General features: G+C 71.4%; 22 protein-coding genes. 6 read left to right on the forward strand and 16 right to left on the reverse strand.

The features are described 5' to 3' along the window. Positions 1–33: 33 nt before the first annotated feature. The 7 genes from OHN19_RS34445 to OHN19_RS34475 form a co-directional block, all read right to left on the reverse strand. Positions 34–3864, reverse strand: coding sequence for a lipopolysaccharide biosynthesis protein (locus OHN19_RS34445; protein WP_330267938.1), 3831 nt, complete (start codon positions 3862–3864; stop codon positions 34–36). Next, positions 3857–4657: a polysaccharide deacetylase family protein gene (locus OHN19_RS34450; protein ID WP_330267939.1), complete on the reverse strand. Its 801-nt coding sequence runs from the start codon at positions 4655–4657 to the stop codon at positions 3857–3859. The genes OHN19_RS34445 and OHN19_RS34450 overlap by 8 nt, the downstream gene beginning before the upstream one ends. Continuing rightward, positions 4650–5648, reverse strand: coding sequence for a glycosyltransferase family 2 protein (locus OHN19_RS34455; protein ID WP_330267940.1), 999 nt, complete (start codon positions 5646–5648; stop codon positions 4650–4652). Before OHN19_RS34455 ends, OHN19_RS34450 begins: the two co-directional genes overlap by 8 nt. Beyond that, positions 5645–6466, reverse strand: coding sequence for a glycosyltransferase family 2 protein (locus tag OHN19_RS34460; protein ID WP_123759749.1), 822 nt, complete (start codon positions 6464–6466; stop codon positions 5645–5647). The genes OHN19_RS34455 and OHN19_RS34460 overlap by 4 nt, the downstream gene beginning before the upstream one ends. A 366-nt stretch (positions 6467–6832) precedes the next feature. Further along, positions 6833–7954 carry a GNAT family N-acetyltransferase gene (locus OHN19_RS34465; protein WP_330267941.1) on the reverse strand — a complete coding sequence of 374 codons (1122 nt, stop codon included), beginning with the start codon at positions 7952–7954 and terminating at the stop codon, positions 6833–6835. Position 7955: 1 nt separating this feature from the next. Further along, positions 7956–8270 (reverse strand): hypothetical protein, encoded by a 315-nt coding sequence (locus tag OHN19_RS34470; RefSeq protein WP_330267942.1) that lies wholly within the window; start codon positions 8268–8270, stop codon positions 7956–7958. Between the two features lie 244 nt (positions 8271–8514). Continuing rightward, on the reverse strand, positions 8515–9723 hold the full coding sequence (locus OHN19_RS34475; protein WP_330267943.1) for a S8 family peptidase: 1209 nt from the start codon (positions 9721–9723) through the stop codon (positions 8515–8517). 277 nt (positions 9724–10000) lie between these two features. Between OHN19_RS34475 and OHN19_RS34480 the strand changes: the two genes are divergently transcribed. Then, a complete protein-coding gene (locus tag OHN19_RS34480; protein ID WP_330267944.1) occupies positions 10001–10795 on the forward strand; it encodes an SGNH/GDSL hydrolase family protein in 795 nt (264 codons plus the stop codon). 7 nt (positions 10796–10802) lie between these two features. On the opposite strand, the gene OHN19_RS34485 is transcribed toward OHN19_RS34480, so the two are convergent. From OHN19_RS34485 to OHN19_RS34500, 4 genes are all read right to left on the reverse strand, one after another. Further along, complete coding sequence (locus OHN19_RS34485; RefSeq protein ID WP_330267945.1) at positions 10803–12383, reverse strand: serine/threonine-protein kinase; 1581 nt, start codon at positions 12381–12383, stop codon at positions 10803–10805. A gap of 57 nt (positions 12384–12440) precedes the next feature. Then, positions 12441–14159, reverse strand: coding sequence for a sulfite exporter TauE/SafE family protein (locus tag OHN19_RS34490; protein ID WP_330267946.1), 1719 nt, complete (start codon positions 14157–14159; stop codon positions 12441–12443). After that, positions 14156–15610 carry a tetratricopeptide repeat protein gene (locus tag OHN19_RS34495; protein ID WP_330267947.1) on the reverse strand — a complete coding sequence of 485 codons (1455 nt, stop codon included), beginning with the start codon at positions 15608–15610 and terminating at the stop codon, positions 14156–14158. The genes OHN19_RS34490 and OHN19_RS34495 overlap by 4 nt, the downstream gene beginning before the upstream one ends. A gap of 198 nt (positions 15611–15808) precedes the next feature. Continuing rightward, positions 15809–17341: a DUF4331 domain-containing protein gene (locus tag OHN19_RS34500; protein WP_330267948.1), complete on the reverse strand. Its 1533-nt coding sequence runs from the start codon at positions 17339–17341 to the stop codon at positions 15809–15811. Between the two features lie 207 nt (positions 17342–17548). On the opposite strand from OHN19_RS34500, the gene OHN19_RS34505 reads away from it, so the two are divergent. The 3 genes from OHN19_RS34505 to OHN19_RS34515 all read left to right on the forward strand — a co-directional run bounded on the left by OHN19_RS34505 (position 17549) and on the right by OHN19_RS34515 (position 19308). Then, a complete protein-coding gene (locus OHN19_RS34505; RefSeq protein WP_123759740.1) occupies positions 17549–18091 on the forward strand; it encodes a sigma-70 family RNA polymerase sigma factor in 543 nt (180 codons plus the stop codon). Next, complete coding sequence (locus tag OHN19_RS34510) at positions 18088–18912, forward strand: anti-sigma factor (RefSeq protein ID WP_330267949.1); 825 nt, start codon at positions 18088–18090, stop codon at positions 18910–18912. The genes OHN19_RS34505 and OHN19_RS34510 overlap by 4 nt, the downstream gene beginning before the upstream one ends. Positions 18913–19038: 126 nt before the next feature. After that, positions 19039–19308: a hypothetical protein gene (locus OHN19_RS34515; protein WP_028809926.1), complete on the forward strand. Its 270-nt coding sequence runs from the start codon at positions 19039–19041 to the stop codon at positions 19306–19308. A gap of 192 nt (positions 19309–19500) precedes the next feature. Here the strand turns inward: OHN19_RS34515 and OHN19_RS34520 are convergent, their stop codons facing one another. Together OHN19_RS34520 and OHN19_RS34525 are read right to left on the reverse strand one after the other, a co-directional pair. After that, positions 19501–20283 (reverse strand): ABC transporter permease, encoded by a 783-nt coding sequence (locus OHN19_RS34520; protein ID WP_330267950.1) that lies wholly within the window; start codon positions 20281–20283, stop codon positions 19501–19503. Further along, positions 20280–21218: an ATP-binding cassette domain-containing protein gene (locus OHN19_RS34525; RefSeq protein WP_330267951.1), complete on the reverse strand. Its 939-nt coding sequence runs from the start codon at positions 21216–21218 to the stop codon at positions 20280–20282. Before OHN19_RS34525 ends, OHN19_RS34520 begins: the two co-directional genes overlap by 4 nt. A gap of 63 nt (positions 21219–21281) precedes the next feature. On the opposite strand from OHN19_RS34525, the gene OHN19_RS34530 reads away from it, so the two are divergent. Continuing rightward, positions 21282–21995, forward strand: a complete 714-nt coding sequence (locus OHN19_RS34530) for a TetR/AcrR family transcriptional regulator (protein ID WP_330267952.1) — start codon at positions 21282–21284, stop codon at positions 21993–21995. Here the strand turns inward: OHN19_RS34530 and OHN19_RS34535 are convergent. From OHN19_RS34535 to hmgA, 3 genes are all read right to left on the reverse strand, one after another. After that, on the reverse strand, positions 21992–23146 hold the full coding sequence (locus OHN19_RS34535; RefSeq protein WP_330267953.1) for a type ISP restriction/modification enzyme: 1155 nt from the start codon (positions 23144–23146) through the stop codon (positions 21992–21994). The genes OHN19_RS34530 and OHN19_RS34535 overlap by 4 nt on opposite strands. A 26-nt stretch (positions 23147–23172) precedes the next feature. Then, the gene (locus tag OHN19_RS34540; protein ID WP_330267954.1) at positions 23173–23922 is read right to left on the reverse strand and encodes a GntR family transcriptional regulator; all 750 of its coding nucleotides are present in this window, start codon (positions 23920–23922) and stop codon (positions 23173–23175) included. A 234-nt stretch (positions 23923–24156) separates the two neighbouring features. Then, complete coding sequence (gene hmgA, locus OHN19_RS34545) at positions 24157–25503, reverse strand: homogentisate 1,2-dioxygenase (RefSeq protein ID WP_330267955.1); 1347 nt, start codon at positions 25501–25503, stop codon at positions 24157–24159. A gap of 175 nt (positions 25504–25678) precedes the next feature. Here hmgA and OHN19_RS44020 point away from each other — a divergent pair, with 175 nt between their 5' ends. Continuing rightward, positions 25679–26665 (forward strand): hypothetical protein, encoded by a 987-nt coding sequence (locus OHN19_RS44020; RefSeq protein WP_419249553.1) that lies wholly within the window; start codon positions 25679–25681, stop codon positions 26663–26665. Positions 26666–26677: the final 12 nt, after the last annotated feature.

Consider the following 26677-nt stretch of genomic DNA (forward strand, 5'->3'; position numbering starts at 1 on the left):
GCCACTTGACCTTCGAAGAACCTCCGGAAGACCTCACTTCATCGTCAGGAACCGCTGCACCAGCGCCGCCAGGAACACCGCCAGCAGCGGCAGCGAGAACCAGAAACTGCTCTGGAGCCAGCGCAGTTGGCGCACGCCGGGCCGTACCGCGACCCGCACCACCTCACGGGCCGACAGCAGCAGGATCAGCGCCAGTGCGGCCAGCGCCCCCACCACCGACCAGGGCGTCCAGGTCACCTGCGGCCCGATCGGTCCCGGATCGGGTTTCGGCACCTTCCCCGCGGGCTGGTCCCGCAGCGCGTACATGGTCACGTCCGGGTTGGTGAAGACCCGCTTGAGCTCCTTGCGGCTGTCCAGGTTGTCGAGCAGCCGCGGCTCCCACGTCCTCGAATAGCCCACGTCGAGCCGCAGATACGTGACCTGACTGACGTTGACCATGAGATACGAGTTCGGGCCCGCGTCCCTGAGCGACTTGACCAGACCCGACACCAGCACCGGGTCGGGCGGCGCGAGCGTCGGCACGTAGGACACCTTCTCCATGTCCTTCGCGCCCCACGGCATCGCCGGGGTCACGTTGTTCACCGTGTCGTTGGACAGCCACAGCACCCGGACCGTCGGATCGTCATGGGCGTACACGTAGTCCATCGCGGCGAACTCGCCGGGCCGGATCCGCTCGAACGGCTCGTTGCCCCAACGGGCGATCAGGAAGCCGCCGACGAGCAGGAGCCCCGCCATCAGCGCGGCCACCGGAGCGAGACTGACCCGGTCCTTCTCGCGTTCCTTCGCGGTGACGCCGGTGCGCGGGAAGAGCGCCAGGGCGGCGAGCAGGCCCGCGCCCGGCAGGGCGAACATGAAGACGCGCAGCGCCATTTCGCCGCCGTACGACTGCATGCCGAAGCCGAGGAACGGCACGAAGGTGAGGACGAGCAGGGCGGCTTCCCGGTACCTGTGCTCGCGGCGGCGCCACCAGCCGTAGCAGGCGAGGGCCATGACCCCGCCGGCCAGCAGGACCCGCACGTACAGGACCAGCTTGTGGGTCGAACTGCCGCCCTCGATACGGCCGGACACCGACGAGGACACATTGCCGCCGACCCCGCCGACCCCGCCGAACAGGTCGTCGAAGTGACCCGACCAGTACGGTTCGGCCATCCACCCGATCCAGGCGGTCACCATCACGGCGAACAGGACGGGCAGGCCGCGCAGTTCGCTGCGGTGGAACACTACGAGTGCCGCCAGCACGCCGAGCATCATGAACGGGGTGAGCTGGTGGGCGGGCACGGTCGCCGCGAACAGGCCGATCACCACGGCCAGCAGGACGGCCCGTTGGCTGCGGCTCGTCGGTTCGACCTCGGCCTCGCCGGGCCGCCGCTTCGTCCAGATCACGCGCGGGGCCCGGAACCAGACCAGCAGGACCGCCACGAACACCAGGTACAGCAGATAGGTGAAGCCCTGCGGGGAGAAGTAGTCCTGGCCGACCCAGCCGCTGAGGACGAAGATCCAGATGCCGGTCCACTTGGCCCGCCAGCTCGCCCGCATGTGCCGTACGAGAAGGAACATCGGGACCAGGTAGGCCAGTTGGATCGCCGTCGGCCACCAGCGGATGACCTCGGTGAAATCGGTGACCCCGCAGGCCTTCGCGACGAACGCGGCCACCGCGAAGAAGCCCGGCCAGCTCCAGCGGGCGTCCAGGTCGGGCACCGCGGAACCGGTCCGGTCGATGTAGTCGATGAACCCGAGGTGCTGCCAGGCCGTCGCGAACCGCGGCTCGGCCTCGATCACCGCGGGCAGCGCGTGCAGCGACACCACCGTCGCCACCAGGGTGAGCAGCAGCAGCGCCTTGTGCTCGCGGCCCAGCCACAGCAGCGAGGCGAAGACCACGACCAGCAGGGCCGCGCCGAGCAGCGTGGGCAGCGGCAGGATCGAGATCAGCCCGAGCCCGCCCATGCGGTCCAGGTCCGCCTCGCCCAGCCGCAGCACCGGCACCCAGTACAGGAGCAGCGCGACGGCGAGCAGACCGCCGAGGAACACCCCGAGCCAGGTGGGCTGGAGCCGCTCCCGCAGGGAGAGGGGCCGCGGCGGTTCACCGGACCGCGGTACCGCTTCGGGTACGGCCGGCTCCTCCGGTACGGCGGCCTCCTCCCGTACGGCGATCTCCTTTCCCGCGTCGAAAGCCTCCTCGAACGGGGCGTCCACCTCGGTCTCGGACGGGCCCAGGGACGACTCGGAGCCCGGTTCCCGCTCCTCCACCGGCAGCCCGAACTCGGGCAGCTTCTTCAGCGCCCAGGTCGGCCGGTCACGGGACGGGCGCACCACCGGTGTCCCCGTGGGCGGGGTGCCGGGACCCGGCCGTACGTCGGGCCGGCGCTCCTGGTGGTCGAAGTCGACGTGGATGCCGAGCGCGAGGGTGTCCTGGTCGAGCGCCCAGCCGGGGCGGCGGGTGCGGCCGGCGGACGGCGCCTCGCGCGCCCCGAGGTCGGCGAGGTCGCCGTCGGGGGCCGCGGCCGCCGGGACCTCGGCGGGCGGGGCGTGCCGGATCGTCCGGTACAGCTTGGGCGCGGCGATCGCGACGATCACGGCGAGCGAGGAGATCTCGGCGACGCCCGCCCCGGTCAGCCCCATGCGGGGCAGGAGCAGCAGGGTCAGACCGAGCACCATGGCGCACAACAGGCCCTGGAGCCAGGCGAGTCCGGAGGTGCGGCTCTGCGCGCGCAGGACCGCGAAGTACGTCTCCATGACGACCCTGAGCACCGCGCCCACCGCGAACCAGCGCAGCAGCGGGGTGGCCGCGTCCGCGTAGCCGGAGCCGAACACCCCGAGGATCCAGGGCGCCCCGACGAACAGGACCGCGGCCACCGGCAGCATGATCCGGGCCATCCGCTTCAGCGCGGCACGGGTGTTGGCGGCCAGCCGCCCCGGGTCGTGCGAGCCCTCGACGGTCAGGGAGGCGCCCATGTTGATGGCGAGCAGGTTGCAGGTGCCGCCGATCGTCGTGGTGATGTAGAAGTACGCGTTGTCCTGGGAGCTGACCTGGGCGGCCACGATGACCGGGACCAGGTAGACCACGGCGAGCGAGAACAGCGAGCCGGTGTAGTCGCCCGCGAGGAAACGCCCGATCTCCCTGAAGGAGGGCGGCTTCGCGTGGTCCTCGGTCGCCTTGACGTGGCGCGGAGCCAGGCGCCGGAACACCAGCCAGCCCAGCGGCAGCACGGAGACGGCGATCGCCGCGACCCACGACACGAAGACACCGGCGGTCGGGATCGCCACCGCGAACGCGACCAGGAGGCCCAGCTTCACCGCGGAGAAGACGGTGTTGCCGACCGGTACCCACAGCGCGCTGCGCAGCCCGGTCAGCACACCGTCCTGGAGCGTGAGGACGTTCCAGGCGACGACGGCCGCGATGAAGCCGAGCCCGTTCACCGGCCCGTGCAGGAAGCGGTACGACGGCCCCCACACGTCCAGCGTGAGCAGGAAGACGACCGCGGCGACCGCCACGACCACCGAACTGCCCGCGTACGTACGGAAGATGAGGCGGCCGGTGGCGCGGCCCGCGACCGGTATGAAGCGGGCCAGCGCGCCGGTCAGGGTCACCGCGGTCAGGCCGGCGAGGAGCTTCATCGCGGCGATCGCGGCGGAGCCCTGGCCCACGGCCGACTCGGAGTAGTAGCGGGCCGCCGCCAGCCAGAAGCCGAGGCCGAGCACCGCGGAGATACCGGTGTTGAGCATCAGGGCGTAGGCGTTGCGGAACAGCTGGTTGCCGCCGCCCGCGTCCCTGCCCCGGCCGAGCAGCCGAAAACGGCGCCCCGGCTGCTCGGGCGCCTTGGCCGCGGTCGACTCGGGCTCGGTCGTGGTCGTCGTGTCAGACACGGGAACGGGAGACCTTCCGGCGGACCTGTCGTGCTCTTCGGACCAACGCGTACCCCTTGGTGAGGGCACGGTCCCTGGCGAAGTCCCGGGCGATCGCACGGCCCTGGACGAGCCGCTCGAACTCCTCGGTCGTGGTGGCGCGGCGCACCGTGAGTCGGGTGAGGGCGTACGGCCCCTGACGGCGGCGCGCGAGACCGTTGTTGACGGCGAGCGCCTGGCCGTACCCCGTCTCCCGGACCGCCTCGCGCACCCGGCGGCTGGAGTAGCCGTACGGGTAGGCGAGCGAGAGCGGCACGGTGCCCAGTTCGTCGCTGACGATCTCCTTGGAGTGGATCAGCTCGTGGCGCAGCGCGGTGTCGTCGAGCTGGTCGAGCTGCGGGTGCGTGTGGGTGTGGCCGCCGATCTCCACGTCCGCTGCGGCGAGTTCGCGGACCTGGTCCCAGTCCAGCATGGTGTCCAGGCCGCCCCCCATGTCGTGCGCGCCGCGGATCCAGCCCGTGGAGACGAACACCGTGGCCGTGAAGCCGTGTTTGGCCAGCACGGGCAGCGCGTGGCGGTGGACGCCCTCGTAGCCGTCGTCGAAGGTGATCAGGACGGGCCGCTCGGGCAGCGGGCGGCCGGACCGCCAACGGGCCGCCAGATCAGCCGTCCTGAGCGGTGTGCACCCCAGCGCGCCGATCAGCTCCATCTGCCGGGCGAAAGCCTCCGGGGACACCGACAGCGCCCGGGTGGCGTCGTTCGGGTCGGTCGAGACGGCGTGGTACATGAGGATCGGTACGGGTGGCTCAGCCATCTCTCTCCCCCTCGATCTCCACGACCGAGAACGTGGCCCCGCCCCGCCGTGCCCGGACGGTGCCGACGACATACCCGCCGGCCGCCGTCAGCACCCCCGCGACGATCGCGCCCGCCCGGCCCGCGCCGCCCGGCCGGGCCAGCGCCGCGTCCCGCAGCCCGCGCACCACCCCGGACGGCAGGACCCGGGTGGCGTACCGGCGCTCCGACTCAAGTCCCTTGTCCGCACCGACACTTCGCGCCACCAGCGCCTTCGACAGGCCCTCCGCGTACGCGCGCGTGCGGAAGTACCCGAAGTGCTCGCGCGCCTCGGGCACCCGGTGGTGGATCACCGCCCGGTCGTCGATCAGCAGCACCGCGTCCGGTCTGGCCCGGCTCAGCCGGATGCACAGCTCGGTCTCCTCGCAGCCCAGCGGCCGCTTGTCGCCGTCCCGTCCGATGCCGGTGGCGAAGCCGCCCGCCGCGTCGAAGGCACTGCGGCGGAAGGAGGCGTTGCCGCCGAGGACGTTGCGCACCCGGACCAGACCGGCCGGGATGCCCTTGTAGGTGCAGCCCACCACCCAGTCGAACTCCTCCGGGAACCAGGCGGGCCGGCGTCCCGACGCCCAGATGGGCACCGTACGGCCGCCGACCGCCATGACCTTCGGATCGGCGTAGGCCCCTGCGAAGTGCCGCAGCCAGTCCCGCTCGGCGACCGCGTCGTCGTCGAGGAAGGCGACCACCTCGCCGCGGGAGGCGGCGATCCCGGTGTTGCGGCCCGCGGACAGGCCGCGGGGGCCCGCGTTGGCGAACACGCGGACCTCCCCGCTCTCCAGGAAGTCCTTGTACTCCTTGGCCAGCCGGTCCAGGAGCGCCGGGTTGTGGTCGACGACCAGCAGCGTCTCCAGGGCCGGGTACGACTGCGTCCGCACCGAGGCGACCGCCGCGAGGATGTCCTCCCAGCGGTCCTCGGTGTACACGCAGATCACGACGGAGACGTCGGGACCGCTCAAGACACCTCTCCCCGGCGCGAGTCGAGCAGCGGCGAGTGGTGGGTACGGCGGCGCAGCGCACGGCGGTTGGACCGCTCCCCGAGGATCACCCTGAGCACCCGGAAGCCGTCCCGGACCGCCCGCAGATTGCTGGCGCCGTGGATGCGCAGGTACTCGTAGCTCGGGATCTCCTGCACCTTGAGCCCCGCCTTGACCACCCGGATGTTCATCAGGGTCTCCACCTCGAAGCCCGTGCAGTCGAGGTCGATCTTGTCGAGGCAGTGCCGCCAGAAGGCGTTGTAGCCGTAGCAGAGATCCGTGTAGCGGGCGCCGAACTTGCGGTTGACGATCGTGCACAGCGCCCAGTTGCCGAGCTTGCGGATGAAGGTCATGTCGTCGGTGCCGCCGCCGTTGGCGAAGCGGGACCCCTTGGCGAAGTCCGCGCCCGAGACCAGGGCGGAGACGTAGGAGACGATCTCGTTGCCGTCGGCGGAGCCGTCCGCGTCGATCATGACGACGATGTCACCGGTGCAGGCCTCGAAGCCGGTGATCAGGGCGTCCCCCTTGCCCTTGCCGTGCTGTTTCACGACCTTCACCTCGGGCCACAGCTCGCGGGCCACCGCGACGGTGTCGTCCGTGGAGTTGCCGTCCACCAGGACCACTTCGTGGATCCAGTCGGGCAGGGTCTTGAAGACGTACGGAAGGTTCTCCGCCTCGTTCATGGCGGGTATGACCACGCTCACCGGTGGCGCTATGGCCAGATGAGTGGAGATCGGTCGGTACTGGCCGGCTACTGGCGCATCCTGGCCCGTAGTCGCCGGGCGCAGAACTGAACTCATGAGTCTGGTTCCCTCTCGTCCGGTGGACCGCCCGCCCCTGTGGGCGGTCCGGCTTTTTGCTCCGGTTCGAAAGGGGGGTTCTCACTCACGGCATGCCGGAAGGAATCTCCGTACCCGCCGGGTGAGCTGGCAAAGCTGGCCGACTGCCGTCGTGCTGTGCTTGGTGCGAAAAGACGACAGCCGGTCGCGCGGCACGGCCCGGCCACCAGTGCGGCCGCCGAGCACGGCACCCCCCTACCGCGCCCCGCGCCTCCCCGTCGCGGTCCTTGAGCCCTCCCCTAGAGCCGCTCGATGACGGGACGATGCGGGTGAGATGTATGACGGTATTGACGATTGAACCCGTATGGCAAGACCTGGAACGAGGCCTCACGTTTTTGTTGGTTTGACCGTTACAGTCGCCCCCGAACGGATCTTTCCCATTTTCTTCAGTAGCCGGTCGGCCGGTTCGAACAGCTCCGGCCGTGTCACCACGGCGTTGCGCAGTGCGCGCGCCGGAGCCCGGCGGGCGCGGTGTCCCACCGCGACCGGGTGCCGGCGGGTCACCCACCCCTCCGACACGGTCAGTTCCCGTGTCTTCAGGGAGTCCTTGTACTCCTTCTGCCCCCGGCCCAGGTCGAGGTACGCGACGCCGTCGGCGGCGGCCGCCTCCGCCATGCGCAGATGCAGGATCAGGCCGGGGGAGTACTTCGCGTACTCCGGGTCGTACGCCGGGAACCAGCAGGCGAGGACGCGCTCGGTGCGCAGCCCGAAGTGGGCGGCGACCGGCTTCCCGTCGGCGTACAGCACCGAGAGGATCCCCGCGAACGGCTCCGAGCGGGTGTGGAACAGCTGCTGGACGAGGTCGGCGATCCACTCGTGCGCGAAGCGGTCGCTGCGGCCGGTCCTGCGGTACTGGGCGGACTTCCAGTCCATCAGGGTGCGCAGGACGGCGGGATCGCGCTCGTCGTGAACGTAGCGCACCTCGCTCGCGGCCCGCAGGAGCCGGCGTTCCTTGGCGAGGGTGGTGCGGGTGAACTTCGGTGAGCGTTCCCGCAGTTGGGCGAGATAGGTCTCGTAGCCCTGGTCGATGTCCATGACGGGGGAGGGGAAGCCCTTGGCGGTCCCCGTCTCGAACGGCCCCTGGCCCTCCACCAGATGGTCGAACTCGAGGACGGCGAGTCCGCAGGCCCGTAACAACTCCCGGGCGTCCCAGGTGAATCCGGGCCGGTGGACCACCCCCTGGGCGTCCGAGATGCCGAGACCGACGGCCCGGCCGACACCGGCCGCGGTCCGCTGGAACGGGAAGAACGCGGCGGGCTCGCCCCGCTCCCGTACGACCGCGATCCGCACGCCCCGCCTGCACCGGCCCACCGCGAGCGCGAACTCGGGGGACAGGAACGGGTTGGCCAGGCCGGGCGAGCCCTGGAGATGGGCCTTGGACTGCAGAGCCGTCCACGCCGCCCGGTCGGCGCCACTGAGCTCGCCGGGGCGGTACACGCTGATGTCCACGTCAGCCGTCCTGACCCTTCGCCGCACGGCGCCGCCGCAGCAGCACCGGCAGCAGGATCAGGGCGCTGATCACGCCCACCGCCACCACACCGCCGCGCGCCGACCAGCGGTGCGTGGCCAGCATGCCCTGCGCCACCAGCATGTTCAGGACGACCGAGCCGGCCAGCGCGGTCGGCACCCGGGCGAACGGATCGAGGCCGCGCAGCGCCAGGGCGATGCCGGCGGCGGGCGCCGCGAGCAGGAAGAACAGCACGAGCGGGGCGCGCAACGGTGAGTCGGAGCCGGTGAGCGCGAGCAGCGCGCCGAATCCCCCCACGGCGGTAGCCGCGCCCGCGAGCAGCGGCGTCAGTTCTCTGCCGGACGCTCGCGAAGGAGTTTGTGCACGAGTGGTCTGCATGAGCGACGTTTCCCCCCAGAAAGCGTCGGATGCCGGGCTTCAATGTCGCGCAGCGCCCTGGGAGCCGTCAAGGCCGTCTGGTACGGACTTGGACAGGGGTGTCCCCGGAGACGCAAAGCGCCTCCGGGGAACGGGTGTTGACGTCCTACGGGGTTTGCGGGTCCTACCGGACGAGCTTGAGGAGCTTGTTGGGCGAGCCGGTGCCCGGGCTGGTGACCGCGTTGGACGTGGCGCCGCCCACCAGGGCCGTGGCGACCTGGGCCGGGGTGGCCGAGGTGTGTCCGGCGAGGTATACCGCGGCCGCGCCCGCGACGTGCGGGGTCGCCATCGACGTACCGGAGATGGTGTTGGTGGCGGTGTCGCTGGTGTACCAGCCCGCCGTGATGGAGGAGCCGGGGGCGAAGATGTCGAGCACCGAGCCGTAGTTGGAGTAGCTGGCCCGGGCGTCGGTGCTGGTGGTGGCACCGACGGTGATCGCCTCGGTGACGCGCGCCGGGGAGTACGAGGAGGCGTTGGCGCTGCTGTTGCCCGCCGCGACGGCGTAGGTGACACCGCTCGCGATGGAGTTGCGGACGGCGGTGTCCAGGGTGGTGGACGCGCCGCCGCCGAGCGAGAGGTTGGCGACCGAGGGACCGGAGTGGTTGTTGGTCACCCAGTCGACGCCGGCGATGACGCCCGCGGTGGTGCCGGAGCCGGCGTTGTCGAGCACGCGCACCGCCACGATCTTCGCCTTCTTGGCGACGCCGTAGGTGGACCCCGCGATCGTGGTGGCCACATGGGTGCCGTGGCCGTTGCCGTCGGCGGCGGTGGTGTCGCCGTCGACCGCGTCGTAGCCGTAGGAGGCGCGTCCGCTGATCTGGGTGTGGGTGATGCGGACACCGGTGTCGATGACATACGCCGTGACGCCGCTGCCCGCGGTGTCCGGGTAGGTGTAGGTGCCGGAGAGCGGGAGCGCGGCCTGGTCGATGCGGTCCAGGCCCCAGGGGGCGCTGGACTGGGTGGTGTCGGCCAGGTGGACCTTCTGGTTCTGCTCCACGGCGGCCACCGACGGGTCGGCGGCGAGTCTCTTCGCCTCGGTCGCGGAGAGCGTGGCGGTGTAGCCGTTGAGCGCGGAGCCGAAGGTCTTCCCGACGGTCCCGCCGTACTCCTTGATGAGCCCCTTGCCCTCGCTGGACGAGGCCTTGAAGCCCGCGTTCTTCTTGAGCGTGACGATGTAGCTGTCCTTGACGGCCGTGGGGGAGCCGGCGGCGAGGACCGTGCCCTCGGCCGGGGCGGCCTCGGCGGGCAGGGCGGTGAGTCCGCCGACGAGGGCGGTGGTCGCCAGGGTGGTTATCGCGGCGAACCGGAACTTCTTGCTACGCAGTTGTGCCATTACGAGGGAGTCCTCCTCATGGGCGACCCGCGCCTGGGTCGGGCGTGGGTCCGTGGGGGGTGCGCGCGGGATCGCGCACACGGCGGGGAGCGTCGCGTTCCGCTCCCGGCTGAGGTAAAGGCTGGGTCATCTACACGGGCAGAACAAGGGAGTTGAGGAGGAGTCAACAAAGCTGTCATGTCCACGAAATCAATGCCGTTTTTGGCATGGACACTTCCCGTCGTTGCACCTGCTTGCTACGACAGATGTGGCAGAGATCCTGCTAAAGGGAGGTTCCATGAGACGTTCCCGATTTGCCGCATACGTCGGCTCACTCCTCCTCGCCCTCGCCGCAGTCCTCACCGGGACAGGCACCGCCCACGCCGCCGAAGGCCCCTACGTGGCCCTCGGGGACTCCTATTCCTCGGGCGTGGGTGCAGGCAGTTACCTCAGTTCGAGCGGTGACTGCAAGCGCAGCACGAAGGCCTACCCCTACCTCTGGGCGGCCGCGCACTCACCCTCGTCGTTCGCTTTCACGGCCTGCTCGGGCGCCCGTACGGGTGATGTTCTGGCGAGTCAGCTGACCCCGCTCAACGCCGCCACCGCCCTCGTCTCGATCAGCATCGGCGGTAACGACGCCGGCTTCTCCGACGTCATGACGACCTGTGTGCTCCAGTCCGACAGCTCCTGCCTGGCCCGGATCAACACCGCGAAGGCGTACGTCGACGCCACGCTCCCGGGCCAACTGGACAACGTCTACTCGGCGATCACGTCCCGGGCCCCCAACGCCCACGTGGTCGTCCTCGGCTACCCCCGCTTCTACAAGCTCGGCACCACCTGCCTCGGCCTCTCCGAGACCAAGCGGAAGGCGATCAACGACGCCGCCGACTACCTCGACACCGCCATCGCCAAGCGGGCCGCGAACCACGGCTTCGCCTGGGCCGACGTCCGTGGCACCTTCACCGGCCACGAACTGTGCTCCGGCAGCGCCTGGCTGCACAGTCTCAACCTGCTCAACATCGGCGAGTCCTACCACCCGACCGCGGCCGGCCAGTCCGGCGGCTACCTCCCGGTCCTGAACAGCGCGGCCTGACCACCCCTCACGGGGAAGCGGTGGAGGAGGCCTCGTCGCTGCCGGACGGGGTCTCCGTCACGCAAGTGAGGGAGAAGGGGACCGAGTTGGACGTCTCCTCGACCGGGTCGCGGACCTCCACGCTGATGGTGTCCTCGAACGTCCCGCTGTCGTCCTGCGTGGTGACGAACCGCCGGTCCTGCTGGGTCTTCCCGCCCCCGGCGGAGAACGTCAGCGTCTTCCAGTTGCCGTTCACCGAGCCGTTCTTCGACACCCAGCGGTACGTCACCGTCGCCGGGAGGCGGCCGACCGTCAGGGTGGCCGTGAAGCTGGGGGCCGCCGACCTGTCCGGCGGGCAGGCGCCCGTGTAGTCGGTGTTCGAACCGCTCAGGGAGACGCTCACCGACTGCGGCGGGGGCGCGCTGGTGGTGCTCTCGCTCTCGCTCGGGGTCGGGCTCTCCTCAGCCGTCTGGTCCGGGGTGGTCGACGCGGGCGAACTCACCGCCGGAGCGGTGTCCTTGGCGGTCTCCCCGTCCTTGTCGCCGTTGTCACGGTTCAGCAGCGCGTACGTCAGCCCCGCGATCGCCAGCGCGAGTGCGAGCACCCCCGCGACCAGGACCACTCCCGCGCGACGGTTGCGCTCGGGGGCCGTGGCGGTGGTGGTGGGAGTGGAGGTCGGGGTGGGCGCGGGCCGGTAGGGGGCGGTCGGCGGCTCCTGCGGGAACGGCGCCGCCACCGTCGGGGCGTACGGCCCCGCCTGCACGGCGTCCGCCCGGGGCGTGCCCCCGGCCGCGATGATCCGCAGCTCCTGCTCGGCGCGCTCGGCCGGCAGCCGCTGGGCCGGATCCTTGACCAGCAGACCCTCGATGACCGGGGTGAGCGGACCGGCCCGGTACGGCGGCGGCAGCTCCTCGTCCACGATCGCACGCAGGGTGCTCAGCGGGGTGTTCTGCCGGAAGGGGGAGTTCCCCTCCACGGCGGCGTACAGCAGCACGCCCAGCGACCACAGGTCGGACTCCGGGCCCGGGGTGCGGCCCAGTGCCCGCTCCGGGGCGAGGAACTCGGGCGAGCCGATGACCTCGCCGGTCATCGTCAGCGCCGAGCTGCCCTCGACCTGGGCGATGCCGAAGTCGGTGAGCACCACCCGGCCGTCGTTCGACAGCAGCACGTTGGCCGGCTTCACGTCCCGGTGCAGGACCCCGGCCTCGTGCGCGGCACGCAGCGCGGAGAGCACCTCGGCGCCGATGTGCGCGGTCCGCTGTGGGCTGAGCGGGCCCTCCGCGTCCAGGAGTTCGGCGAGCGAGACACCGCGCACCAGCTCCATCACGATCCACGGGCGGCCGTCCTCGGTGGCCACGTCGTACACCGTCACCACATTGCGGTTGGCGACCCGGGCCGCCGCCCACGCCTCGCGCTCCAGGCGGGCGTACAACCGCTCGACCTCGGAGGCCGCCAGCCCGTGCGGCGCGCGTACCTCCTTGACGGCGACCTCGCGGTGCAGCACCTCGTCGCGGGCGCGCCACACGGTTCCCATGCCGCCCTCGCCGAGCGGGGACAGCAGGCGGTAGCGGCCCGCGATCACTCGGTCACCGCCCGGTTCTTCGGACACGGCCGTCCCCCACTTCGTACTCCGCTCGACTTCGCATGATTTCTTCACAAACGTAGCTCAGCCGAGTGCGGATGCCGCCCCCTTGAGCACCAAACCCGCCCCAAGGGCCACGACGACGAACGCGGACATCAGCGGTGCCGTCCTGCGCACCAGCGCCGTCAGCGGGCTCGCCGCCAGGCGGGGGCGCCGGTCCAGCACCCGGGTTACTCCGCTACCCAGCCTGACGACGGCGAATCCGGCCGCGGTCAGGGTCAGGGCGAGCCCGACGCCGTACGCCACCACGAGCAGCAGCCCGAACCAGGCCTGCCCGAGCGCTGCCGCGCCGACGAGCACGACGACGGCGGAGGGACTGGGCACGAGCCCGCCGGCGAAACCGAGCAGGATCGTGCCGCGGACGGTGGGGGCGACGGCGTGGGTGTGGGTGAAGCCGCCGTGGGTGTGTTCGAGGGAGTGGTTGTGGGGGTGCGGGTGGTCGTGGTCGTGGGTGTGACCGTGGTCGTGATGGTGGTCGTGGGTGTGGGCCGGCGTGTGCGCGTGGGCCGGCGTGTGCGCGTGGACCGGCGTGTGCGCGTGGGCGCGGGCCTTGGCGGGGGCCGGTTCCGCGTGGGCGGCGACCAGCACGAGGGGGCGTTCCTCGGCCTCTTCGTGCTCGTGGGTGTGGTCGCTCGGTCCGTGGGGGTGCGGGTGGTCGTGGTCGGGCCCATGGCTGTGCGGGTGCGGGTGCGGGTGCGGATGCCCGTGGTGGCGGTTGCGGAGGGCCCGGCGCAGCAGGGTCACGCCCGCCGCGGTCACCATGAGGCCGCTCGCGATGCCCAGCCAGGCGATCACCGAGGGGGCCGCCGTCGAACCGGCCGCGACCAGCAGGCCCAGCGCGACCACGCCCAGGGTGTGGGTCACCGTCACGGACGCGGCCAGCGGCAGCACGTCCTTCATCCGGGCCCGGCCGCCGCGGGCCGCGGCCACCGCCGCCATCAGGGTCTTGCCGTGGCCCGGGGCGAGCGCGTGCATCGCGCCTAGGAAGACGGCGATGAGCAGGGCGAGCGCCGCGAAACCGACGGTGAGGTCGTGACGGGCGACCAGGGAGTCCAGGGCGCGGGTCCAGCGGTCGGCGCCGCGGGGCAGCACGGAGGCGGCGGGGGCGTCCGTCCGCTCCTCGGCGAGCGCCGGTCCACCGGGCCGTACGCGCACGGAGGCGGTGACGGTGTCGGCGGGGGAGGACAGCAACTCCTGCGGATATGTGGTCAGTTCCTTCGAGATCGACGTGGTGGGCACGTCCGACCCCGTGAGCGTCGTCCGGTCGCCGCGCGCGGTGATCTCCCGCCAGCCGGGGCCGGAGTCGCTGCCCGCGCTGTGGAAGCCGAGGGCGACGGGGGCGTCCTTCGGCAGCGGGGCGGTCAGCCGGCACTCCACGCGCAGGGTGTTCAGGCCGGCCTGCCCGGGGCGCACGCGCGCGTGGCTGTTCTTCACGGTGAGCGCGACCGTACGGCCGTCGACGGTGACCTTGGCGCCCTCGGCAGCCGTACGGCAGCGCTGAGCGGCCCACGCGGCCGTGCCGAGCCTCTCGAGGTCCGGTTTGACCTGGGTGGCCGGGATCTCGGCGAGGTCCTCGACATGGTCGACCCGGAGCTGACCGGGGGCGGCCACGAGACCGTCGTAGCGGTTGACGGTGAAGTTGCCGAGAGGGTGGGCGCTCGCGCTGCTGGAAGGGAGCAGCGCGAGCGCACAAGCCGCCGTCAGGACGGCCGGGAGGGACACGAACAGACGGCGGAGCTTCAACGGGCCATCTCCTTCAGTGCCTTGCGGGCCTCGCGGGCACCGAGCGGGGAGAAGCCGGGGTTCAGCTTCAGGGCGGAGGTGAGGTGGGTCCTGGCCGCCTTCTCGTCACCCGTGGCGAGCTCGATGATCCCGCGGTGGTAGCGGAAGGAGGCGTTGCGGTAGCCGGTGGCGGTGGCCTGCCGGGCGTACGGCAGGGCCTCCTCGTCCCGGCCGTTGACGTGCAGGGCCCACGCCAGCGCGTCCGCGGTGTGCACGGTGTGCCGGCGGGCCCACTCGGCGCGGGCGGCGCGCAGGGCGGAGGCCTTGTCGCCGTGGTCGGCGGCGGCCAGCGCGGTGTCGAGGTCGGCGTTGACGCCGTTGGCCCGGGCGAGGGCGATCCAGGCGTCGACGAGCGCGTACTGGTCGCTTGCCCTGGCCTTGTCCCCGTCGCCACCCCGGTCCTCGTACAGCTCACCGAGTTCGACGAGCGGACCGGGCAGCGGATACCGCGCTACGACAGCCTCCATGCCCTTGATCGCGGCGGCCCGGTCACCGCTCGCGGCCTGGGCGCGCGCCCTGCCCTCCAGGGCGGGGAGGTAGGTGTCGTCGGCGGCGAGAGCGCGGGCGTAGTCGGTCAGGGCCGTGGCGTAGTCGCCCTGGTTCCATGCGAGTTGGCCCAGCGCGGTGGCCACGTACGCGATGTCGCCGGGGGTGGTCGCGGTGGACAGGGCCTGCTCCAGGACATCGCGAGCCGTACCGACGTCACCGCGCAGCTCGTGGACGTACGCGTAGCGGGTGAACACCGGGATGCCGGGCCGCCGTTCGTCCGCGAGGTCGGCGGCCTTCGACGCCTCGTCGTAGCGGCCGAGTTCGACGAGGGCGTCGATCCGGGAGGACAGGGCGCGCTCGTCGTAGGGGTTCTGCTTCAGGGTCCGGTCGGCGTAGGCGAGGGCGCCCTTGAAGTCGTGCCGGGCGGCGGCGAGCGCGCCGAGACCGGCGAGGCCCTGCTCGTTGTCCGCCTTCAACTCCAGTGATTTCTTGAGGGCTTGCTCGGCCTGCGGATACCGCGAGGGGTCACCCTTGGTCCGCGCCTGCTCGACGTAGGCGAGCCCGAGCGTGGCCCAGCTGCCGAAGTCCTTGGGCTGCGTGCGCAGATGGGCCTGGATCGCCTTGATGCTCGCGTCGAGGTCACCCCTGGCCATGAGCCCGGGCGAGAGAGCCGACGACGAACTGGCGACGGTGGCGGTACCGCCGTCCCGCAGCGCACCGAAGGCGATCGACCCCCCGGTCAGTGCGACGGCCAACAGAGCCGCACACCCGGCGAGTTGAGCGGCCCGCCACCGCCGCCCGGCCGCGGAGACCCGCCGCACGGCGGCGACCTTCGCGTCCTCGGCGTCAGCTGAGGGCTCCACGGTCTCCGACGAACCGCTCTGCTCGTCCTCGGGTGCGCTGTCGGTCGTAGACCCGGACATGCCCTCTCCTGTTTCGTTCGTGATCGATCGTGTACTACGGCGCGGCCTGCACCGTGGGGGATGAGTACGCGCAGGCCGCGCCAGTTATTAGGGGGGGCGTTGAGGGCCCTTGGGGGCGCGGGGAACTGCGCGACCAGCCACAGTCAACCCGCACCCGCCAGACGGCAGATCGAGGCACCCCCGTAGGCACCGCCAACCTCAGTAGGCACGCCTCCGCATACGCCGCCACCACATCAGCGCCGCCCCGATCAGCACGATCCCCGCCGCACCGGCGCCCGCGGACCCGGCGATCAGCGTCGTGTTGTTCGACCCGGAGGCACCGGCCGGCGACAGCGCGTCCCCGAGCTGGTTACGGACGTCGTTCCCACCGGACGTGCCCTTGGCCAGCGGCCCGCGAGAACCCTCCGTCGGCAGCGCCAGGTACGGGAAGGACTTCTCGAAGTCCTTGTCGTTCTTGTCGACCGCGTCACCCAGGTCGTTCTTGGACCCGACCAGCTCACCCTCGACGACCTGGAGCGACGCGTCGATCACGTCGTCGGTCAGGCGGCGCCCGTTCGGGAACCCGGCGTTGTCGCCATCAAGCACACCGAGCCGCTTCGGAGAATCGGTGGGCTTGATGGACGTGTTGAGGCGCAGCTCCTCCGCGGGCCGCACGTGGGGCGGCTGGTTCAGCCCCTTCACACCCTTGAGGAACACGTCCACGAGGTCGTTGCGAGGCTCCTTCGGGGCCGGGATCTTGTAGATCGCCTCGATGAGCTTCGGCAGTTCGGGGTTGGTCACGTTCTTCAGGAACTGCCCGTCCTCCCACGGCGAGGACGCGTTGAACTTGTCCTTGTCCTTGAGCGGGTTGACGACCTCGTTGACGAGCGGGTTGCCCAGCCGCGAGACCTGGGAGTAGTACCCCTGCGCGTTCCGGCGCTGGGTCGTCGACCAGATGCCCACGACCGGCTGGTGCGAGGACTCGGTGATCATGTCCGTCGGGACCTGGAGGGCGATCGAGTTGACGTTGTAGCCCTTGAGCGTGTCGTTGCCGACCTCGCTCAGGTTCCCGCCGTACAGCAGGTCGAAGACGCGCAGGTCCAGGAAGAACGGGTCGTCGGCCTGGCCGGCGAACGCCGTCGCGTCACCGGGAAGCTTGTAGACCGCCTGGTCGCGCAGCTTCTCGTAGTTCGGCATGGACGCCTTGCCGACGTTCGACGGCGCCACCGGGATGTCGTCGGCGACCTTCGTCTTGTACTGCACCTTCTGGTTCTTCAGCCGGAACAGCTCGATGTCGTACGTCTGCGTGACGTTCAGGTCCGGGTCGTCGAGGCTGTCGACCGCACCCGTGTTGTACAGGAACGTCTTCTTGTTCTTCACATGCGTCTTGAACGTGAAGCGGTACAGCAGGTCGCCCTGTCCGTCGCCGTTGTGGTCGATGTGGATGTCGTACTGGGCGTCCTCGGCGAACTGGTAGAAGTTCGGGCCGCCCGACGGGTCCTCGAAGGGGATCCAGTTCGCGATGATCGTCGTCGAGTCCGGCTTGTCGGGGCTGACGAACGCGTACACGTCGGTGTTGTCGTACTGCGGGGTGCCCGAGATCAGCGGGGCCTCCCGGTGACTTGAGGCGGAGGCCGCCCCAGGTTCCAGCGTGGCCACGCCGGCGGCTGCGAGCCCCCCGGCGGCCAGCGCACCACATACGAGGGTCGCGAGGCTCCTGCGTCCCGAGCCGCTCCTGGAGATAGGTGTCATGCCGTCCGTCCTCAGTCCAACTTGCCTGACGCTCGGTGATTCGGAGCGGTGGGCGGGGCGGATTGGTCGAATCTCAAAACTTCTTTTCTGCTGCTCGACCCGCGTTTTCGGCGATCTGATCCGTAACCCCATCCGGAGGTGTGTTCGTTGCGAATACCTCGTGGGACGGGACGGCCCAGGTGCGGCTTTGCGGGAGGGGGCGGCGAGTTGGAAGCGGACGAGCTTCTGGTGCTCGTGGCGGGAGGGGACCAGAAGGCATTCGAGGAGCTCTACGGGCTCGTCGCCGGGCCGGTGTTCGGACTCGTACGGCGGGTGGTGCGTGATCCGGCGCAGTCGGAGGAGGTGTCGCAGGAAGTGCTGTTGGAGACCTGGCGGTCCGCCGCGCGGTTCGACCCCCGTCGGGGCAGCGCGCTGTCCTGGATCCTCACCCTCGCGCACCGCCGTGCCGTCGACCGGGTGCGCAGCGCCCGCGCGGCCGGTGAGCGCGAGCAGCGTGAGGCGCACCGGGCCCACCACACCGCGTTCGACCAGGTGACCGAGGAGGTCGAGGCCGGTCTCGAACGCGAGTGGGTGCGCCGGTGCCTGGAGCGTCTCACCGAACTCCAGCGCCAGTCGGTCACCCTCGCCTATTACGACGGGTACACCTACCGTGAAGTGGCTGAGCGGCTGTCCTTGCCGCTGGGAACGGTGAAGACGCGCATGCGTGACGGACTGACCCGCTTGCGGGAGTGCCTGGGAGGTGTGGCGTGAGTCTCTTCCGCCGGGAAGATCTCCACTCCCTCGCGGCTCCCTACGCCCTCGACGCCCTGGAGCCGCCCGAGCGGGCCCGCTTCGAGCGGCACCTCAAGGGCTGCGACAGCTGCGCGGCGGAGGTGCGCGCCCTGTCCGAGGACGCCGTACGGCTGGCATGGTCGGCGGCCGCCCCGCCGCCCGCCGCGATGCGCGACCGGGTGCTGTCCGCCGTGCGCTCCATCCCGCAGGAGCCCGCCGCGCGGCCGGAGCCGGTGCGGGCCCGGCCGGAGCCCGCCCGGGCGCGCACATCACAGCTGCCGCCCCATGTGTGGGGGGTCCAGCCGCCGCCCAGGCAGCGGCAGCGGCGCCCGCTGTTCGCGCCCTTCGCGACGGCCACCGCGGCCGCGGCCCTCGTCGTCGCCTCCCTGTTCGCCGTCCAGGCCAACCGGACCCAGGACGAACTGGACGCGCAGAAGGCGCAGGCCAGTGAGATCGCCCACGTTCTCCAGGCCTCGGACGCGCTCGCGACCCGCGGGCAGGACGCACAGGGCCGAACGATCGGAGTGGTCGCTTCCGCATCGGAGGGGCGCGCGGTCGTCACCCTGAGCGGGTACAGCGCGCCCCCGAGCGGCCGCGTGCGCCAGTTGTGGCTCATGCGCCCCAACGAGCAACCGCGCTCCCTGGGGCTCTTCGACGCCGACACGCCCTTGGTCGCGACCGGACTCGACAAGTCTGCGACATCACTCGCAGTGACCGTCGAGCCGGACGGTGGCTCACCGCAGCCCACTACTCAGCCGGTTGTCCAACTCGCCCTGAAATCTGTTGGATTCGGAGAGTAATCATGGAGGGGTCGTCAACACCCTTACGGGGAAGGTGAATCCTGTGACGCCGATACACGTGTGCCCCGACGGGGCGATAGGGTTACCCTGCCCGGGCCGGGTGGACTCGTACGGGTGGGGAGTGACATGGAACAGATAACAGTGCGCAGGGCGAGGGTCCCTGCGATCACCTGCGGGAGCAGCGCGACCAGTTCGCGCCTGGACCGCCATCTCTCGGTGCTGTCGGGGCCCGCCGTCCCGCAGCGCGAGGCGGCCGAGGCGACCTCGCTGATGCGTGAGCTGACCGCGCGTGACACCACCAAGCAGGAGCGCAGCGACCGGGGCGCCCGTGTGCGTCGCGTCTCGCTGTTCGCACCACTGCGCCGACTGCGCCGTTCGCTGTTTGGCGGGCACTGAGCCCCAGCCGCCCGGGTTCGTGCTGCGACCTGTCCGTCATCCCCACGGCATGCAGCACGATCCAGGTGAGCCGGCCGAGCGAGGGTCACGCCCCCGGCTCGGCCTCCCCGTACGCACCATCTTTGGCATGCACGCCTCCGAGGTCGGCCCGGGCCCCGGCAGGGCCCGAACTCTCCTCCCGGCACGAGGCGTTCAGCCCTCCCCGCGGCCGTACCGCCGTACGGCGAGCGGCGCGAAGGCCGCGAGCAGCAGCGTGCACCACAGCAGTGACCCGGCGACCGGATGGGCCACCGGCCAGGCCGCGCCCTCCGGCACCGGCGCGTTCCCGAACAGCTTCCGCAGAGCCGTGGTCACCGCGCTGATCGGGTTCCACTCGGCGAGGGTGCGCAGCCAGCCGGGCAGGCCCTCGGCCGGAATGTACGCGTTGGACAGCAGCGGCAGCACGAACGTGGCCCCGCCCAGCTGACCCGCGGCCTCCTCGCTGCCGGTGAGCAGGCCGAGGTAGATGCCGATCCAGGTCGTCGCGAACCGGAACAGCAACAACAGCCCCACGGCGCCCACCGCTTGGAGCGCGGACCCCTCGACGCGCCAGCCCACGGCGAGCCCCACCAGCAGGAACGGCACCATGCCGACGGCGGTCACCAGGACGTCCGCGACCGACTGTCCCAGCGGTACGGCTGCCCGGCTGATCGGCAGGGTGCGCAGCCGGTCCGTCACGCCCCGGTGGACGTCCTGGGCCGCCTGGAACATCCCGGTCATGATCCCGTTCGCCGCCGTCGCCACCAGCAGACCCGGCACCAGGAAGGACCGGTACTCCTCGCCCGGCATCGCCAGCGCGCTGCCGAACACGTATCCGAAGAACAGCAGCATGGTGATCGGCATGGTCTGGGTCAGGACCAGCAGCCCGGGGTTGTTCCGTACCCGCCGCAGCTGACGCCCCAGCATGGCCGTGCCGTCGTAGGCCAGCGTGCTCATGCGGCCACCTCCTCGGTCAGTCGCAGGAAGACGTCGTCGAGGGTCGGCGGCCGGATGCTCGCGTCGAGCAACGGCACGCCCGCCGCGTCCAGTTCACGTACCAGCCGGGGGAGCGTGAGCGTGGTGTCCCGGGTGACCGCGCCGACCGCGTTCCGTTCGTGGTCGAACGACGGTTCCCCGCCCGTGAGTTGGTCGAGGACCCCGGCCGCCTTCACCAGGACGTCCGGGTCCGCGACGACGATCTCGACATGTGCTCCGATCAGCGCCTTGAGCTGGGCCGGTGACCCCGTGTGAGCGACCCGCCCCCGGTCCATCAGGGCGATGTCGTGGGCGAGTTGGTCGGCCTCCTCCAGGTACTGCGTGGTCAGCAGCACGGTCGTGCCGTCCGCCGTGAGATCGCGTACGGCGTCCCGGACGGCGTTGCGGCTGGCCGGGTCGAGCCCGGTCGTGGGCTCGTCGAGGAACAGGATCTCGGGACGGCGGACCAGGCTCGCCGCGAGGTCGAGGCGGCGGCGCATCCCGCCCGAGTAGGTGGACGCGGCCCGGTCGGCGGCCTCTGACAGGCCGAAGCGCTCCAGCAGCTCGGCGGCCCGCTCGGCCGGCCCCCGCACCCGGTGCAGCCGGGCGAACAGCCGGAGGTTCTGCCGTCCGGTCAGGTCCCCGTCGACCGACGCGTACTGCCCGGTGACGGCGATCGCGCGGCGGACCGCCTCCGGCTCCCGGACCAGGTCGTGCCCGGCGACCCGCGCGGAGCCGGCGTCCGGCCGCAGCAGCGTGGTCAGCAGCCGTATCGCCGTGGTCTTGCCCGCGCCGTTGGGGCCGAGGATGCCGCAGACCGTGCCCGGAGCGACCGCGAGATCGAGGCCGCGCAGGGCATGGACCTCCCCGAACCGCTTCTCCAGACCTTCACTAAGTACAGCGTACGTAGAAGTCATGGCAGGACCATAGCGCACTACGTACGCTGTACGTAACTAGGATGGTGGCCGAGGTGATGATCGATGGCGGGCCGAGCGGCCGTACCCGAAGTGATCTGGGCTCGTCCCGAACGGACCGGGCGTGGGCCCAAACCCGCGTTCACCAGGGCGGACATCGCGGCGGCGGCGGTGCGGCTGGCGGATGCCGGGGGCCTGGACGCCGTGTCCATGCGACACGTGGCGGCCGAGCTGGGCTGCGGCACGATGTCGCTCTACAACTACGTCCCCCGCAAGGAGGACCTGTACGAGCTGATGGTGGACGCGGTCAGCGGGGAGCACGAGCTGTTCGAGCCGACGGGGGACTGGCGGGCCGACATGCTCCGCAACGCGCGCCAGACCAAGGCGCTCATGCACCGGCACGCCTGGATGGTCCGGCTGATGTCGGGGGTGTACGGCTTCAGCCCCAACGCCCTGCGCTATCTGGAGCACTGCCTCGCCTGCCTCGACCCGCTGGACGCCCCCTACGGCACGAAGATCGAGCTGGTCGCGATGCTCAACGGGTGCGTGACGACGTACGTCTCGAACGAACTCTCCACGGCTGAGCGGGTGCGGTCGCTGCCCTGGTCGGAGGAGCAGGAGAACGCGGTGCGGATCGCGTATCTGGGGAGTCAGGTGGCTTCCGGGGCGTATCCGCGGTTGGCGGCGTCTTTCGCGGAGGATGCCGGGCCCATTGATCTCGACGCGGTGTTCGAGCGGATGTTGGGGCGGGTGCTGGACGGGTTCGCGCCCAGAGCCTAGATGAGCGTGAGCTGGCCCTCCGGCCCCTCCTCGTGCCCGTCCAGGACCGAGGCCGGCCTGCGGGCCGAGTCCGGGGCCGGTAGCACGCCTGCCTTACGCAGTTCGTTCGTCGTGATCCGTGACGTCAACTCTTCCTGCGGTGGCTCGAGATCGGCCAGCAGCGCCAGCACCGTGATCAGTTCCAGGAGTTCCGACGTCCACGTCTGCGGCCAGGTCGCCGGGCGGATCGCCGCCAGCGTGCCCGGCTCCGGTTCCGTGACGCGGGCCGTGAACCACTGCTCCAGCACCCGCACCCCGCCCGCCTCGAAGTCCCAGGCCTCCGGCGGTACCGGGGAGATGCGGCCCTCGTCCAGCAGGAGGGCCTCCTCGTCGCGGTCGTAGTCCAGGGCCAGGGGGTGGGACGGCAGGGGCGCGCGGACGTAGGGGCGGCGGCCGCCGGGGAGCTTGGGGCGGTCGCCGTCGCGGCGCATCAACCAGAGCGTGCGGTGGCCCGACTCGACGCCCCGGGACCAGAGTTCGGGGTCGTCGGTGAGCGGGACGCTGAGGTCCGGGCGGACGGCTGTCAGGATCCAGGCGAGGACGTCCAGGGGCTCCACCGGGACGCCGAGGCGGGCCCGCAGATGTTCCAGGAGGCCCGGGGCCAGGTTGGGTTCCGTGCCGCCGGGGCGGCGGTACAGCGGGCGGATGCGACCCGGGCGGAGCAGGGGCAGCACCGAGGTCGCGAGGAGCTGGGGGCCCGGGCCGTCCGAGGGTGTCTCCACCACGAACACCTGCTCCTCGTCCGCCACCCGCCACAGCTCGGGCCGGGCCGCGTCGATCAGCCGGTGGTCCGGGATCAGCCACTGCTCGTCGAACGGCGCGTGCAGGACCCGTACCGGCTCCGGGCAGGGGCCGGTGGCCCGGGCGAGCCGCTCCGTGCCGCCCGTGCGCCCCGGCAGCTGTCCGACCGCCGAGCGCAGGGTCCGGGAGCGGGTGGGCTCGAACAGGGCTTCCCGGTCGGGGCCCTCGGCCTTGAGCAGCGCGTCCCAGCGGGCCTTCAGGGATGCCGCGTCGGGACCCGTCGGCCAGCCCCGGCCGAGCCGCGGCGGTGCGACGGACCACGGCATGAGGTCCGCGAGTGGCGGAGCGTCGTCGTGCGTCACGCTGGGCATCGTACGACCTGCGACGGACAGTGAGCTCATGTGGCTTCCAGAGTCACCGAGAAGGAGAAGCGGTCGCCGCGGTAGTGGATCACCGCCGCGTCCAGCACCCGGCCCTCCGTGTCGTACGACAGGCCCGTGTAGTGCAGGATCGGGCTGAGCAGCGGGACTTGGAGCAGCCGGGCCGTCTCCGGGTCCGCGAGCCGGGCCTCCACGGTGTCCGTGATGCGGCTGATGTCCGCGCCGACGACATCCCGCAGCACCTTCGTCATCGGCCAGCGCACCAGGTCCGACGGGTCGATGCGCGCGGCCAGTTCGGGGCGGACGTAGTTGCGGGCGTGGTTGGTCGGCTCGCCCGTCCGCTCGTCGCTGCGCAGCCGGTGGTACGCCGCCACCTCGTCCAACGCCGGGAAGTGCTCGGCGAGTTCGGTGGGCACCGCGGACTTGCCGTGCTCGAGCAGCTCGGTCGTCATACCGGACTGCTGGGCCACGATCGCGTCCACCGAGCCGAGCAGCCGGACCGGGCTGCCCCTTCGCGCGTCCGGCTCGATGAAGGTGCCCCGGCGGCGGTGCCGGGTGATGAGCCCCTCGTCCTCCAGCTCCTTGAGCGCCTGCCGCATGGTCAGCACGCTCACGCCGTAGTGCCCGGCCAGCTGTTCCTCGGTGGGCAGGCGGAGCGGGTCCTGGGGTGAGCGGCCGAGTATCGAGGCGCGCAGCGACTGCGACACCTGGTACCAGAGCGGCAGCTTGCGGTTCAGGACGATCGAGTCCGGAGCGAAGGAGGTCACGGGCTATCCGTACCTTTCGCGGATCGGTCGGTGCAACGGGGGATCGGTGGCGGTGGGCGGATCCGTGGGGCGGGTGGGTCGGTATGACGGGTGGATCTGCGAGATGGGTGGGGGTCGGTGCGGTGGGCGGATTTCCGGGACGGGCGGGTCGGTGTGACGGGCGGATCCGCGGGGCCGACCGGACTCGCGGGGCGGGTGGGTCAGGGCATCGGGCGGATCCGTGGGGCGGGTGGGTCAGTTCGGTGGGCGGAAGTGACGTTCCAGGCCCCGCCACACGTCGTCGTAGTGCGGCTGGAGGTGGTCCGCCCGGGCCGCGTGTGCGGTGAGCGTCACCGGCCAGCGGGTCTCGAACATGAACGCCAGCCCGTCGTCGATCTTCTGCGGCCGCAGCTCGGCGGCGCTCGCCCGGTCGAACGTCTCCCGGTCCGGTCCGTGCGCCGACATCATGTTGTGCAGCGAGCCGCCGCCCGGCACGAAGCCCCCCTTTCCGGCGGTCTTCGCGTCGTACACGCCCTCGATCAGGCCCATGTACTCGCTCATCACGTTGCGGTGGAAGTACGGCGGCCGGAAGGTGTCCTCGCCCACCAGCCAGCGCGGCGCGAAGACCACGAAGTCCACGCCGGCCAGCCCAGGGGTGTCCGACGGGGACGTCAGCACGGTGAAGATCGACGGGTCGGGGTGGTCGTAGGAGATGGAGCCGATGACGTTGAAGCGGCGCAGGTCGTAGACGTACGGCACATGGTTGCCGTGCCAGGCGACGACGTCGAGCGGGGAGTGGTCGTAGGTCGCGGTCCAGAGGTTGCCGCAGAACTTGTTGACCACCTCCACCGGCCCCTCGACGTCCTCGTAAGCGGCGACGGGGGCCCGGAAGTCGCGGGCGTTGGCGAGGCCGTTGGCGCCGATCGGGCCGAGGTCGGGGAGCTGGAAAGGGGCCCCGTAGTTCTCACACACATAACCCCTGGCCGACTCGTCGAGCAGCTCCACACGGAAGCGCACCCCACGAGGGATCAGCGCCACATGGCCCGGCTCCACATGCAGCAGTCCGAACTCCGTGCGCAGCAGCAGCCCGCCGCGCTCCGGGACGATCAGCAGCTCACCGTCGGCGTCGCTGAAGACGCGGTCCATGGAGTCGGTGGCGTGGTAGAGGTGCACGGCCATGCCGGTGCGCTGGGTGACGTCGCCGTTGCCGCCGAGGGTCCACAGTCCGGCCAGGAAGTCGGTGCCCTCACCGGGCTCCGGCAGCGGGTCCCAGCGCAGCCGGTTGGGGTCGGGGACCGACTCGGTGAAGGGGGCTGTACGGATCCGGCCGTGGTGGGTGTGGGTGAACGCGGGGTGCGCGGCCGAGGGGCGGATGCGGTACAGCCAGGAGCGGCGGTTGTGGGCGCGGGGCTCGGTGAAGGCCGTACCGCTGAGCTGCTCCGAGTAGAGGCCGAGGGGCGCGCGCTGGGGGGCGTTGCGGCCCTCGGGGAGGGCGCCGGGGACGGCCTCCGAGGCGTGTTCGTTGCCGAAACCGGACAGGTACGCCAGGCCCTCGGCGGTCTTGCGTGCGTCGCCGCGCGTGATCGCTGCGTCCCCGCTCATGGTCGCTCCCTTGCGGTCTGATTCCTATGGACTACCGTAGGATTGCGGTTTCGGCGGCGCAAGGGTGCCGTTCCGTGGAACCGATTTCCCCGCTCGTGACCTCCTCAGGGAGGAGGACGAGAACCAGACCACAGGGGGATTCGCGGTGTCGTACCCGTGTTCTAGGCTCCCCGGCATGTCGTGGACGCGGGGACTCCTTGCCGCGCTCGCGGTCTGTGTCGTGCTGGTGACCGGATCCGTGAGCTGTGGCGCCAGTGGGGCCAAGGAGCACAAGGAAGGCACGTCGGTCTCACCGGTGGGCAAGGTCCTCGACGACACCGACCAGGAGGGCCGGCACTACCGCGAGGTGGACAAGGACAGCGCCCCCGAGGTCGGCATAGAGGTGCAGCCGGCCACCGACGACTGCTGGTCGGTGCGGCTGACCGTCGAGAACTTCGACTTCTCGCCCAGCAACACCAAGGCCGAGGCGGTCCCCGGCCGGGGCGTCGCCGTCCTCTTCGTGGACGACCGCCCGGTCACCACCCTGCGCACCCCCGACTACCGGCTCGCGGCCGCGTACGTCCCGCAGGGCACCCACAAGGTCACCGCCCGCCTCTACGCCGACGACGGCACCGTGTGGGCCGTGGACGGCGACCCGGTGGAGAGCACGGCGGACGTCACGGCGTCGGAGCCGCAGCCGTCGACGAGCACGGGGGGCGGGACGCCGGGCGCGGAGTCGGTCCCCGGTGCGGAGTCGACGGCGGGCACGGGCGGGGACGGCTCGGGGGCGCAGTCCGCGCCGAGCGCGGGCGAGGGCGCCTCCGGGGCACGCGACGGCGACTCCGGGGCGCGGTTCGCGGCGCTGACCGGCGTCACCGGCTCCGGCCCGACGTTCACAGTGACCACCGGCGGCGGCGATTCCGGCACGGTCTACCCGGCGACCACGGGCGGCGGCGATTCCGGCACGGTCTACCCGGCGACCACCGGCGGCGGCTTCGGGGCCGTCACCTCCGCCACCACCGGCGCCGGTTCCGGAACCGCCTCCACCGCGTTCACGGGCGACACCGGCTCCGGCGCAATACCCGCGGCCGGCGGCGGCCCCGCCGTGACCCCCCTCACGGTGAGCGCTCGCGACGGCGATCACGGAACGTGGCTCACGGCGAGCACCGGCGGTGACCGGTGAGCACCGCGAGCC

It is taken from the genome of Streptomyces griseorubiginosus (assembly GCF_036345115.1).
Lineage (GTDB): Bacteria > Actinomycetota > Actinomycetes > Streptomycetales > Streptomycetaceae > Streptomyces > Streptomyces griseorubiginosus_C.